This window comes from Exiguobacterium flavidum, from assembly GCF_003344535.1.
GTDB lineage: Bacteria > Bacillota > Bacilli > Exiguobacteriales > Exiguobacteriaceae > Exiguobacterium_A > Exiguobacterium_A flavidum.
The window spans coordinates 58269-70658 of sequence record NZ_QPKS01000009.1 but is presented as its reverse complement, the minus strand read 5'-3'; the positions used below and the strand labels follow the sequence as shown (position 1 = coordinate 70658).

Sequence of the window (12390 nt, the reverse complement as noted above, 5' to 3'; positions counted from 1 at the left end):
ATGATGCGACAGGAGATACTTGAGAATCGGGCTTTCTTGCCCGTACTTGAACGGTTCATCAAGGAGGGGAGGACGTTTTCCGTCTGGTTCCCGGACGCGATCGATGACCACGGACAGGCGGAGAGTGTGATCGCGGAAGCAGAGGAGCTGTTTGGCGTCGAGGCGATCGTCGTCGATGATCCGCAATCCTATGGCAAGGACTTGCTGCTGCCTTATTTGGAGGAAAGAGAGACGCGCGAAGACGGATTCGTCCATTATTCCGGGAAGATGACGGATGAGCTCCGGGGACTCCTGATTGAATTGACGATCCCGATCGTCACGCAAGGCGAGTTCGACGTCTTATTTTCTTACGCGATCGAGACAGGGACGGAGCGTCTTTTCGTCGAAGACTGGTATCATGCTGAAATCAGTGAGACGAACAGATAAGGGGAGAAGGAGATGAAGGAAAGTCGTTACCTGCTTGAATGGAACGGGAAGAAGCTGAGCTACAGCATCCGTGGAGAGGGAGATCCTGTTCTGCTCTTGCATGGCGGTCACTCGAACTGGGACGAGGAGTTCGGTGTGGATGAACTGGTCGAAGCGGGCTTTTCCGTCATTACACCCAATCGGCCAGGATACGGGGTGACCTCGTTGATGACGCCGGAAGATGAAACTGCTCATTATGCGAATCTGCTCGATTGCCTGCACATTCGACAGGTAGCCGTCATCGCAATCTCGGCAGGCGGACCGTCCGGCATCCGTCTGGCAGCGGCGCGGCCGGAACGAATCAGCTCGCTCATTCTTCAGTCGGCCGTGACAGGTGTCTGGCTCACGCCGTACGACAAGGAGTACCGGGCGGCGCACCTTCTATTTCATCCGGTGACGGAACGATACATATGGAAGCTGCTTGGCCTCTATGCCCGATTCGCTCCGCGCGCGCTCTTTAAGCAGATGGCACAGTCCTTCAGCAAATTGACGACGCAAGAGGTGCTGGAGAAGATCGATCCTTCTGACTTGGCGGCGTTTAGCCGGATGATCACCAGACAGCGTTCAGGGCGAGGTTTCCTGCTTGATGTAAAACGCCCGTCGATCGGGGAGGAGCTTCGGCGTATCTCATGTCCGGTCCTCGTCCTCCATGACGTCAACGATGCGGCTGTCCCGTTCATCCATGCAGAGCGTGTCATGCGTGCCGTCGAGACGGCACGGCTCGTCCAGGTGGACGGATGGGGGCATTTGATTTGGATAGGCAGGGGCGCACGGAAGGTGTTCGACGAGACGGCCGTCTTCCTGAACGAGAATTCGAAGAGAACTGAGGTGTCCGAATGAATGGGGAAGATGTCTTTTTTGAACCAGAAAGCAGCGGGTTCGATTTTTTCAATGTAATCGAGACCGGCTTCCCGATTTTATTTTTGATCGTCGCGAGTCTCATCGCGGCTGTCTTTTTGACGATTTTCTGGCAAATCGCGAGGCGTGGCAGGATTAAGGGTAACTTGCGGAGGCACGCGCGGGAGCTGTCGGACGAACCCTCTGAGCAGCATGTGGAAGGCTACATCTCGTTTTTACAAGGACTGACCTCCTTCCCGGTCGAGCGAGCGGATCTTGAACCGCTTCGCGTCGCACTCGGGTGCGAGAAGTTGATTTCTCAATCACATGTCAGCGACAGCTTGAAAGTAGCTTTGCAGAATGAATACGACCGCCTTGGCATCCGCTATGGCGACGTTTTGGCAGACGAGCGAACTCGAAGAGAATGAGCAGAGATACGAAAAGGAAGAGGCGTCCAGAGACGTCTCTTCCTTTTTAGCATGTGTCACGGAATGTCCTTTGTCAGGTTCCCCATCATCTCTTCATCCATCGGACCGACGATTTTGTTCGAAATTCGACCTTCCGTATCGATGATATAGCTGGTCGGAATCGTGAACGCCTCGTACTGATTCCCTACTGTTCCGTCAGCATCGAGGGGAATCGTGAACGTCAATCCATAATCCATGATGAATTTGTCGAGCGCCTCGCTTCCTTTATCGAGGGTGGTCAGATTGACAGCGAGAATCTCGATGTCTTTGTTTTCCTCATGGAATTTCTGCATGTGGGGCATCTCTGCCTTGCACGGAGGGCACCAGGTCGCCCAAAAATTCAGGATTACTTTCTTCCCGCGGTAATCGGACAACTGGACGGTCTTTCCGTCAGCCGTCTGTAGGGTGAAGTCCGGAGCCATCTCCATCTCAGCTTCAGTCTCGTCGACTTCCGTCGGTTCGAGGTTGACCGTGTTCGCTTCCTCGAGGGCCTTCACTTTCTGGTCTGCCTGATAGGTCTTGTACAGGTTGATGGCGATCAATGCGACGGCGAGGCCGATGATGATGCCTGTGATCCATTTCTTATTCAACTTCATTTTTTCCTCCAATCCACTTTGGAATGTATGTCGCGGCAAGGGTTGCGAACAAAAGCGAGAGATAGACGAATGCTTCATCGATGACCGAGTCGCTTGTCAGGCTAAGGACGATGAGCAGAAGCAAGACGAGGGCGATGCCCCATTCCAACGAGCTCTCCGTCTGTTTCATTGCGAAAAATATTGAGATAGTAAATGCGAGTAGAATCATATGAATCGCCGAGAGGCCCCAGTTCGACTCGAGAAGGTTGAAGAGGAGCTCGAACGAATAGAGATAGAGCACTATGACAGGCACCATGTCCCGTTCCAGACGTCCCTTCGCGGACAAGCTTCCCCAGTAGACGGCAAGGCCTGCTGTTGCGAGCAACTGTCCTTTCAGTCCACCGTGAAAGAAGGCAAGTGAGGCTGGCATCTCGAGGACGAGATCGAGATTGAACAAGGCATAGCTGAACTTCCAGATGAGGAAGTAGAGCAGAAAGCTGTTCATGAACCAGTCTTGCAGCTTCCGCCGGAATAGGAATCGATATGTCAGACTTACGGGAACGAGCGCAAGCAACGCGGCGAGCCAAGTGATCGGTATCGAAAATTGGCCCAATTGCAAGTAGTTCATCGACTGCCTACTCTTGAGACGACAGTGAAACGAATGTCGATCGCGTCGACGACAGACTGTATCATGCCGCAGTTCTTGACGACAAGGTCGGCGACTTTTCGGCCTTGATCCTCTGTCAGGTCTCCATCGATCGACGCGTTGAAAGTAAGCTGCTCGATCCGATTCGCGTGCGCGCTGTTTCGGACCGCTGAGACGTCAAGCGTCAGCGTCCGATAAGTAATCCTTTTCTTTCGCAAAAGTGTTCGGAGCAGCGAACCGCTGCAGCCTGCAAGAGAGGAGACGAAAAGTTCGAACGGACGATAACCGGCTTCCTCATCGGGGGAAATGGCCAGCTTACCGTAAGAGAGCTTCGTCTCGAGGTGATTTTCATGGACGATATACTGCATTGAGATCCTCCTTTTGGTTCAGTCTGCCTTGCTATTGTTAACGGTTGATTAATTATTTGCGTGAAGCGGCAAATCGATGAAGAAAAGATGGTCCGTTCCGGAAGTTTCGATACCGATACGGCCGCCGTGAGCTTCGACGATACTGCGGGTGATCGCTAGACCGAGACCGGCCCCCTCCGTCCGGATACTGCGTGATGCGTCCGAGCGGTAGAAACGTTCGAAGATGCGTTCCTTGTTCGAAGGATCGATCCATTGACCGGTATGCTCGAAAGTCAGACGGTAATAAACCGTACCGGTCGTTCCTTGGATGCGAAGAATCCGGCCGGTATCGTAAGCGAGCATGTTCTGAAGAAGATTGACGATCACTTGACGCAAGCCATCAGCATCACCGCGCACATATGAGTTTTCGAACGAGAACTCGACCTTATCGAATGAGTGGTCGAGCGGGCGGCGATAGGACTGGATCGTATCTTTGACGAGTTGATCAATCGAGATGACATCGTCGAGATGCAGCGGCATATTGCCATCAGTCCAGCGGTCGAGCTCAGTGAGGAGTTCGACGATCCGTGTGATTCGCCTTGACTCTTCGAGAAGTGAAGTGAACAGTACAGTATCCCCTTTGATCACACCTTGCTCCAAGGCTTCCAGATACCCGTTGATGTTCGTCAAAGGGGTTCGCATCTCGTGGGCGACGTCGCGGAGCAGGTCGTCCCGCGTCGTCTGTGCTTCCGTGATGGATCTCGCCATGGCAATGAAGTTTTCGGTCAGGATACGTACGTCCCTTCCTTCAGGCAAGGGGAGTTCTGGAAGAGGATGACCTTCTTTAAAGGCGGATGCAGCTGCAGATAACCTGCGAATCGGTTCAGTCATTCGACGGACACTCAAGTAGTGCAGTAAAGTCCCGAGTCCAAATGTCGAGAGGCCGATCACGAGAAGTGATTTGTTCAGCGTCGTAACTAGCGCTTGACCAGTGATGTCTCTGCTGTTGACGGCATAGCAGGCATATTGAATCAAGGAGAGACCTGCAACCAGTATGACGAGAGCCATCAGCAAAGTATTCAGGACGGTCAGGCGTGAAGCGATGTTCGAGGTGAAGCGTTTAGACGGCGACAAAGCGATACCCCATTCCGCGGACGGTCTGGATGTATTCCTTCTCCGTCTGCTCCTTGATTTTTTGGCGTAAATGCTTGATATGGACATCGATCGTCCGGTCCGTCACGTCCCGTTCGTTCTTTTCATAGATTCCGTCGAGCAGCTGCTCACGTGTCATCACATGATTCGGGTGCTGCATCAACAGGTGAAGCAATTTGAACTCGAAGGACGTCAGGGCGAGCTCGTTTCCATCGATCCACGCTTCGCCGCGGGCAGGTTTCAGGATGAATCCCGTGAAACTCAGCTTGCCGCACCTGCTTGCCGTCCGTCGGAGCACAGCGTTGATCCGACCCATCAATTCTGCCGGACTGAACGGTTTGACGACATAATCGTCCGCACCGAGCCGGAAGCCTTCGACGCGGTCACGTTCAGTCGCTTTCGCAGTCAGCATGATGATCGGCATCATGCTCTTCAGCTCCTCCCGGATCCAGCGGCAGAGTTCTTCTCCGCTCATACCGGGCAGCATCAGGTCGAGTATCACGATGCAGGGATCGTAACGTTCAATCATCTTTCTGCCTTCGATCCCGTCCTGCGCCTCGATCACCTCATATCCGTCCTTCTGCAAGTAGATTCTCAGAAGTCCGCGGATTTTCGGGTCGTCCTCGACGATCAGAACGGACTTTCCGATCAAGTTCTTTTTGTCCAAGTACAGTCACCTTTTTCTCAATTGAATAATGAATAGCTTGCGAGTATGGCGCTGATTTTTTGCATTTGACCGCTCAGCACCAGGAAGCCGAGCGCAATCATCAACACCCCGTTGAAGAGGGAAATTTTCCCGAGATGACGATTGATGCGGCGCATGAATCCGAGTGAATAAGAGATTACGACCGAGACGACCAGGAACGGGATAGCCATTCCAATCGAGTAGGCCGCGAGCAGCACAGTTCCTTGCAGCAGCGTATCCGTCGAACCGGCGAGCAGCAGGATCGAGGAGAGAGAGAGGCCGACGCAAGGAGACCAACCGCTCGCGAACGCCATGCCGATCGCTGCTGAGCTGAAGAACCCTTTTGGCGTCATCTCGGTCTGGATGCGTTTCTCATACATCAGCCACTTGAATTGTAGCAGTCCTGTCATCTGAAGACCAAAGAGGATGATCAAAAGTCCGGCCAGTTGCATCAACAGGACGCGGTAATCCATTAAAACACGGCCGAGAAAGCTCGCCGAGGCACCGAAGGCGATGAAAATCAAACTGAAACCCGCGATGAAGCCGAGTGACCTGATCAGGAGCGTCCTCCGGTCGACTTCGATCGTCGTGTCCGTGAAACGTCCACCCGTCAAGTGACTGACATAGGCAGGTAACAATGGAAAGACGCAAGGGGAGAAGAAGGATAACAGTCCGCCGGCGACGGCGAACAGGATCGAGATGTCTTGCATATGACAACACTCCTTTCCTGTTCAGGATGAAGCTCGTTTGTTAACGATGGATGAAGAAGGCGGATGTTGTGAGTGTTGCCACTTCCATCCTTCACAACTTAGGGGTTTACCCCTATATGAACGAGTAAGCGCTTTCAATAAGATGGAGGTGTACTGAACAGGAAATGGAAGGGGAGAAGAAGAGATGGAAAAGCACGCAAAAATCGTAGTAGTCGGGGCAGGGTCGGGAGGAATCACGGCCGTCGCTCAGCTCTTGCGGAAGCGGCCTTCGTTAAAAGGCGACATTCTGCTGATTGATCCGGCTAAAGATCACTACTATCAACCACTTTGGACGCTTGTCGGAGCAGGGGACGTCGAAATCGAGACGACCGTCCGACCGATGGCTTCACTGATTCCTGAGGGAGCAGCGTGGCTTCAAGAAGCGGCAGCGAGCTTCGACCCGGACAAGCACATGGTCACGACGAGGGAAGGAACGGTCGTCAAATATGATTATCTGATCGTCGCAGCCGGTCTTCAGCTGAACTGGGGAGCGATTCCCGGATTGAAGGAGACGATCGGAAAGAACGGTGTCTGCAGCAACTACTCATTCGAGACCGTTTCGTCGACGTGGGAAGCGATCAAGAATTTTAAAGGCGGAAATGCCTTGTTCACGATGCCGAGCACACCGATCAAGTGCGGCGGGGCTCCACAAAAAATCATGTATTTGGCTGAAGAACATTTCGTCCGGAGCGGTGTCAGACAACAGTCGAAGGTCAAGTTCATGACAGCACTCCCGAACATGTTCGCCGTTCCAAGATATGAAAAGACGCTGAATGAGGTCGTTCGCCGTAAAAACATCGAACCGCACTTCAAGACGGAACTCGTCGAGATCGATGGTCCGAACAAGGTAGCGACTTTCGAGAATCTCGAGACCCATGAGCGTTTCACGGAGAAGTTCGACATGATCCACGTGACGCCGCCGATGGGACCGATGGACTTCCTGAAAGACAGTCCGATCACCGACGCGTCCGGATGGGTCGACGTCGATGCGAAGACGCTTCGCCACAAGCGGTTCGACAATATTTTCGCGCTCGGGGACTGTTCGAACTTGCCGACATCGAAGACGGGCGCAGCGATTCGCAAACAAGCCCCTGTCGTCGTCGATAACTTATTGACGGTGATCGATGCCGGACAGCTGCTTGGTGCCTCCTATGACGGATACACATCCTGTCCGCTGATCACCGGTTACGGGAAGCTCGTCATGGCGGAGTTCGACTATGAGAAGCAGCCTGCTGAAAGCTTCCCGATCGACCAGTCAGAGGAACGGCTCTCGATGTTCCTCGTCAAGAAACATTTCCTGCCCGTCCTATACTGGGACGGCATGCTCAAAGGCTTGATGTGAGGAGGGATGACGAATGGACACAGGGATAAAGAATGAGGAGCGGGTCGCAGAGCTTCTCCGTCAACCGGATCAACAAGAAGCGCTCGCCCGGCTGCTGATCGATTTGCCGATGCTCGTCGAACGGCTTGAACAGCTCGAGAAGAGCGTCGCCTTCGTCGAGAACGTGATGAAGGACAAGGAATCAGTCCTGCCGCTCGTCAGACAGGTCGAGCAACGGATCGAGTCGACGGGGCTGTCGCAGGCACATCTGCAATCGATGATCGAACTCGCCCGACTGCTGCCTGAAGTCACGCCGCTCTTGAAGTCAGGGGTGACCGCCGCGTTGTTCGCGAAAGCGGTCGTCGAGGACGAACGATCGATGAACGAACTGCTCGCCCATCCGCCGACCCTGCCAGTGATCGAGGAGACGAAGCGCCGCTATGAGATGAAGCGACTCGAACGCCGCCGATTCACCCCGCTTCGGCTGTTCCGTCTGCTCCGGAGTCCGGTACTGAAACAAGGATTGCTCTACCTCGAGAGCTTTTTCGAGACGCTAGAATTCAAGACGAAGAAAAGGGGATGAACACCGATGTTTTTCCGTTCATATTTTGATTCGAAACTTGCACAGTTTTCCTATGTAGTCGGTTGCCAACGCACCGGCGAGGCCATCGTCATTGATCCTGCCCGCGATGTCGACATCTATTTCGAGATTGCGAAGTCAGAAGGCCTGCGTCTTACTGCAGCGACAGAAACACACATCCATGCGGATTTCGTCTCTGGCGCGCGGGAACTCGGAGGACGGGGAGTCAAGCTCTATCTGTCGGATGAGGGAGACGCCGACTGGAAATATGGCTACGCGAAAGACCTCGACGTCACGTTCGTCAAGGACGGAGACAAGTTCAGTGTCGGAAACATCCGCTTCGACGTCCTGCATACGCCGGGGCACACCCCGGAACATATCAGTTTCGTCTTGACGGACGAAGGTGGCGGATCGAGTGTACCGATGGGCATCTTCACGGGTGATTTCGTCTTCGTCGGCGATATCGGGCGACCCGACCTGCTCGAGAAGGCTGCCGGTATCAAGGGAACATCCGACAGCGGTGCCCGTCAACTATTCAAATCACTCGATAAGTTTCGTGCCTTGCCTGATTATCTTCAAGTCTGGCCGGGTCATGGTGCCGGCAGCGCATGCGGAAAGTCGCTCGGTGCCGTCCCGATGACGACGGTCGGTTATGAGAAATTGAACAACTGGGCATTGAAAATCGAGTCGGAGGAGGAGTTCGTTGACACACTCCTCTCAGGCCAGCCGGAACCGCCACGTTATTTCGCCGTCATGAAGCGTGTCAACAAGGTTGGACCGGACTTCGTAGAAGGAGCTATCGAACGTCTCGAATCCAAGGAAGAATTCGAGAAGGTGCGCGAAGGTAAAGTACTGCTCGATGTCCGGCCAGCCCGAGACTATCAGGCGAACTATGTCGATGGAGCAATCAACATCCCGTTCAACAAGTCGTTTCCGAACTGGGCTGGTTGGCTCCTTCCGTACGATCAGGACATCTTACTGATCGCAGACGAGGAACAGACGGATGCTGTCCTTCGCGCGATGCGTTCCGTCGGTCTTGATCGCGTCGAGCATGTGATCGAACCGGCATTTCTCCTATCCTTTAGCGAACATTCGAGCTATCCGGTCGTCGAGGCGGCAGAGCTCAACGAGATGCTCGGATCGACGGACCTGTTCCTGATCGACGTCAGAAATCAAAACGAATGGGAGAACGGTCATATCGAAGGGGCGAATCACATCATGCTCGGGACACTCGAGTCGCGATTAGACGAAGTCCCGCGCGACAAGCGGATCGTCATGCAGTGTCAATCGGGTGCGCGCTCTGCAATCGCGACGAGCCTGTTGAAGCGAGCCGGATTCGAACATGTCTATAACTTGAACGGTGGATACAACGCATGGAAAAAGGCTGACATGCCGTCTGTTCAAACGTAAAATAGAGACAGCAGCGGTCGCGTCCTTCCGAGATGCGGCCGTTTTCGATGAGGGGGGAAGAGATGGACATTGAGCAATTCGGACAGCAGATTTTGAGCATCATGCAGGACGGTGTGATCGTCATGGACCATACACGAAAAATCGTCGCGCTCAATCCTTCGGCCGAACAGCTGACGGGATGGCGGCTCGGGAATGCCGTCCCGTACTGCTCCTACTGTCAAAACCGGATCGTCGAACCCGGTCAGGAACGGTGTTATCTCATCAAACATGAACGTTCGCCATACTTTTCTTCCGAGATGCCGACATATTCCGGGATGATGGTCGATGTCGAAATGAGCACGGCACGCATCTTGAACGATACGAAGAACGGCATGACCTACTATCTCCTGGTATTGCGTGACTTCTCGGAACGAAAACGTCAGCAGGAACATGAGTTGCGCCAGAAGATGGTCCGGCAATTGATAGCAGCTCGTGAAGATGAGCACAAGCGGCTTGCGAGAGAGCTGCATGATGGGGTCGGGCAGTCTTTGTTCGGAATCTCGCTCGCACTTGATGCCCTTCGCAAAACGAGCGCAGACGAGAAGACGACCAGATATCTCGATCAAGTGACCGATGAACTGAAGCGGGTCATGACGGATCTCAGACTCTATTCGAAACAGCTGAGACCGCTCGAACTGGATCAATTCGGACTCATGACGGCGCTTGAGAATTTGCTCGCAAACTTTCGGAAGCAGCGCCCGAGCATCAGATTCATCCTCGAGGCAGAAGAAATCGAGCGCAGTGATGGTGCTCAGGAAATCAACCTTTACCGAATCGTGCAGGAGGCCGTGACGAACAGCCTTAAATATGCCCAGCCTGAACAGATCATCGTGACGTTGAGCGAATCGGATGGACGTCTGCTTTTGACGATCGAGGATGATGGGATTGGATTCGATGTCAATCGACATGAGAACGGTCTTGGTATACAGCATATGATGGAGCGGGCGAAATCGATTGGCGGGGTTTTGTCACTTGATAGTCGAAGGGGGCAGGGGACACGGATCATCGTTCAGGTCAATCAGGAGGAAAAGGAGGGGGAAGATGAAGGAGGAACGAATCAGACTGCTGATCGTCGATGATCACGTCCTCGTCCGCGACGGATTGCGGCTGATGTTCGAGAATGATCCCGACATCGAAGTCGTCGGTGCGGCAGAGGAGGGCGGGGAAGCAATCCGGGTCGCAATCAGGGAAAGACCAGATGTCATCCTGCTCGACGTGACGATGCCGGAAGGACTGGATGGCTTCGTGACAGCGCGGTCCTTAAAAGAAGAGGTTCCTGAAGTACGTGTCATCTTCCTGACGATGCACGATGAAGAAGTCTATGTACGCAAGGCGCTCGAGAGCGGGATCTCCGGATATCTGTCGAAGAACAGTGATGTCTCTGCCCTGAGGGGCGCGATCAAGCATGTTTACAGCGGCAAGACCTGTTTCGAGACGACGTTGCCACCTGAAGAAATCGATCGCCTGCTGCAGGGACAAGCTTCAAAAAAGACGCTGACACGAAGGGAAATCGAAATCGTCCGTTTGACTGCCCTCGGCTATACGAACCTCGAAATCGGAAACCAGTTGAACATCAGTCCGAAGACGGTCGAGAATCATAAAGCACGCATCATGGGGAAATTGCAGATCAAGCACAAGCATGAACTCGTCCAGTATGCGCTCAAAAATCACCTGATCGGATTGTGAAGACAAAAGAATGGCCCGTGTTCCTGCACTCAGGAATACGGGCCATTCTGATCCATTAAGCTTGCTTGCGTTCTTGTTCGACGGCATGTGTCTTCGACATGAAGCGATGCATCTGCTTCGAATCGAGGACCCCTTCCCACTTCGCGATGACGAGCGAAGCGAGCGTGTTGCCGGTGACGTTGACGACGGAACGCATCATGTCCATGATCCGGTCGACACCGGCGATGAAGGCGAGACCTTCAGCCGGAATTCCGACCGTGCCGAGTGTCGCGAGCAGGACGACGAAGGAGACACCAGGGACGGCAGCCATTCCTTTCGACGTCAGCATCAGGACGAAGACGAGCGTGATCTGCGTGCCGATCGACAAGTCGATGTTATACATCTGAGCGATGAAGAGGGCTGCGAGCGCCTGATAGAGCGCTGAGCCGTCCAAGTTGAACGAATAGCCTGTCGGGACGACGAAGCTGACGATCGATTTCGGGACGCCCATCTTCTCGAGCTTTTCCATGACGCGCGGGAGGACGGTCTCGGAAGATGCCGTCGAGTACGTCAGGAGAAGCTCGTCCTTGAAGACGCGCACGAAGTCCGTCACGCGCAGTCCGACCCATTTCATGATGGCGCCGAAAACGACGATCATGAACAGGAACGCCGTCACGTAGAGCGTACCGATCAATTTGAACAAGGCTCCGAGCGATTCGATCCCGAACGTCGAGACCGTGACGCCGATCAAGGCGAAGACGCCGATCGGCGCGAACTTCATGACGATGTTGACGAGATTGAACATCGCCGCTGCAACTCCCTCGAAGAAGCGGACGACGGGTATTCCCTTCTCGCCGGCAAAGCCGACGCCTAGACCGAACAGGACCGAGAAGAAGATGATCGCGAGCATGTCGCCGCGCACCATCGCGTCAAGGATGTTCGTCGGGACGATGTTGACCAGCTTTTCGACGATGCCGTGCTCCTGTGTCGTCTCTTCCGTCTCGACATAGGTCGAGATGTCTGTCTTATCGAGTGTGCTCATGTTGATGCCTGCGCCGGGCTCGACGACGTTCGCCGCGATGAGACCTGTCATGATCGCGATGAGCGTGACGATCGTGAAATAGCCGAGTGTCTTCGCACCGAGTCGGCCGAGGCTTTTCGGGCTCCCGACCGACGAGACACCGAGAACGATCGTCGTGAAGACGATCGGGACGACGATCATTTTCATCATCCGGATGAAGATGTCACCGATTGGCTTGAGCCATTCCGCGACATGGGGGTTACCGTAGAAGACGGCACCGACTGTGATACCGAGAATCAAGCCGATCAGAATTTGCCAGGCAAGACCGATCGGTTTGCGTTTTGATGTAGGTGTTGCTTTAGAAGCTGTCATAGTACTCCTCCTTCACTGCTGTGCTGTACTCATACAAGAACACACATAAATGCAGTTTC

General features: G+C 53.9%; 15 protein-coding genes. 8 read left to right on the top strand and 7 right to left on the bottom strand.

Annotation, left to right across the window (positions count from 1 at the left end):
* Positions 1 to 3 precede the first annotated feature (3 nt).
* From DFG60_RS09915 to DFG60_RS09905, 3 genes are read left to right on the top strand one after another with little or no spacing between them, the layout of a single operon-like run.
* Entirely contained in the window at positions 4 to 426 is a 423-nt protein-coding gene (locus tag DFG60_RS09915; protein ID WP_114571608.1) for a hypothetical protein, read from the top strand.
* 12 nt (positions 427 to 438) lie between these two features.
* On the top strand, positions 439 to 1305 hold the full coding sequence (locus DFG60_RS09910; RefSeq protein ID WP_114571607.1) for an alpha/beta fold hydrolase: 867 nt from the start codon (positions 439 to 441) through the stop codon (positions 1303 to 1305).
* Positions 1302 to 1730 carry a hypothetical protein gene (locus DFG60_RS09905; protein WP_114571606.1) on the top strand — a complete coding sequence of 143 codons (429 nt, stop codon included), beginning with the start codon at positions 1302 to 1304 and terminating at the stop codon, positions 1728 to 1730. Before DFG60_RS09910 ends, DFG60_RS09905 begins: the two co-directional genes overlap by 4 nt.
* Before the next feature lie 56 nt (positions 1731 to 1786).
* On the opposite strand, the gene DFG60_RS09900 is transcribed toward DFG60_RS09905, so the two are convergent.
* From DFG60_RS09900 to DFG60_RS09875, 6 genes are read right to left on the bottom strand one after another with little or no spacing between them, the layout of a single operon-like run.
* Positions 1787 to 2365, bottom strand: a complete 579-nt coding sequence (locus DFG60_RS09900; protein WP_114571605.1) for a peroxiredoxin family protein — start codon at positions 2363 to 2365, stop codon at positions 1787 to 1789.
* Entirely contained in the window at positions 2352 to 2972 is a 621-nt protein-coding gene (locus tag DFG60_RS09895; RefSeq protein WP_114571604.1) for a hypothetical protein, read from the bottom strand. The genes DFG60_RS09900 and DFG60_RS09895 overlap by 14 nt, the downstream gene beginning before the upstream one ends.
* Positions 2969 to 3358: an OsmC family protein gene (locus DFG60_RS09890; protein ID WP_114571603.1), complete on the bottom strand. Its 390-nt coding sequence runs from the start codon at positions 3356 to 3358 to the stop codon at positions 2969 to 2971. The genes DFG60_RS09895 and DFG60_RS09890 overlap by 4 nt, the downstream gene beginning before the upstream one ends.
* Before the next feature lie 48 nt (positions 3359 to 3406).
* Positions 3407 to 4471 carry a sensor histidine kinase gene (locus DFG60_RS09885; protein WP_198661579.1) on the bottom strand — a complete coding sequence of 355 codons (1065 nt, stop codon included), beginning with the start codon at positions 4469 to 4471 and terminating at the stop codon, positions 3407 to 3409.
* Positions 4458 to 5156 (bottom strand): response regulator transcription factor, encoded by a 699-nt coding sequence (locus DFG60_RS09880; RefSeq protein ID WP_114571601.1) that lies wholly within the window; start codon positions 5154 to 5156, stop codon positions 4458 to 4460. The genes DFG60_RS09885 and DFG60_RS09880 overlap by 14 nt, the downstream gene beginning before the upstream one ends.
* 17 nt (positions 5157 to 5173) lie before the next feature.
* Positions 5174 to 5884: a cytochrome c biogenesis CcdA family protein gene (locus tag DFG60_RS09875; RefSeq protein WP_114571600.1), complete on the bottom strand. Its 711-nt coding sequence runs from the start codon at positions 5882 to 5884 to the stop codon at positions 5174 to 5176.
* Positions 5885 to 6068: 184 nt separating this feature from the next.
* Between DFG60_RS09875 and DFG60_RS09870 the strand changes: the two genes are divergently transcribed.
* The 5 genes from DFG60_RS09870 (at position 6069) to DFG60_RS09850 (ending at position 10959) form a co-directional block, all read left to right on the top strand.
* Entirely contained in the window at positions 6069 to 7265 is a 1197-nt protein-coding gene (locus tag DFG60_RS09870; RefSeq protein ID WP_114571599.1) for an FAD/NAD(P)-binding oxidoreductase, read from the top strand.
* 13 nt (positions 7266 to 7278) lie between these two features.
* Positions 7279 to 7827: a hypothetical protein gene (locus tag DFG60_RS09865; RefSeq protein ID WP_114571598.1), complete on the top strand. Its 549-nt coding sequence runs from the start codon at positions 7279 to 7281 to the stop codon at positions 7825 to 7827.
* Positions 7828 to 7833: 6 nt separating this feature from the next.
* On the top strand, positions 7834 to 9234 hold the full coding sequence (locus tag DFG60_RS09860; RefSeq protein WP_114571597.1) for an MBL fold metallo-hydrolase: 1401 nt from the start codon (positions 7834 to 7836) through the stop codon (positions 9232 to 9234).
* A 62-nt stretch (positions 9235 to 9296) separates the two neighbouring features.
* Entirely contained in the window at positions 9297 to 10352 is a 1056-nt protein-coding gene (locus DFG60_RS09855; RefSeq protein ID WP_198661578.1) for a PAS domain-containing sensor histidine kinase, read from the top strand.
* The gene (locus tag DFG60_RS09850) at positions 10315 to 10959 is read left to right on the top strand and encodes a response regulator (protein ID WP_232818691.1); all 645 of its coding nucleotides are present in this window, start codon (positions 10315 to 10317) and stop codon (positions 10957 to 10959) included. The genes DFG60_RS09855 and DFG60_RS09850 overlap by 38 nt, the downstream gene beginning before the upstream one ends.
* A 55-nt stretch (positions 10960 to 11014) precedes the next feature.
* Here the strand turns inward: DFG60_RS09850 and DFG60_RS09845 are convergent, their stop codons facing one another.
* Positions 11015 to 12331, bottom strand: coding sequence for a cation:dicarboxylate symporter family transporter (locus DFG60_RS09845; RefSeq protein ID WP_114571595.1), 1317 nt, complete (start codon positions 12329 to 12331; stop codon positions 11015 to 11017).
* Positions 12332 to 12390 lie beyond the last annotated feature (59 nt).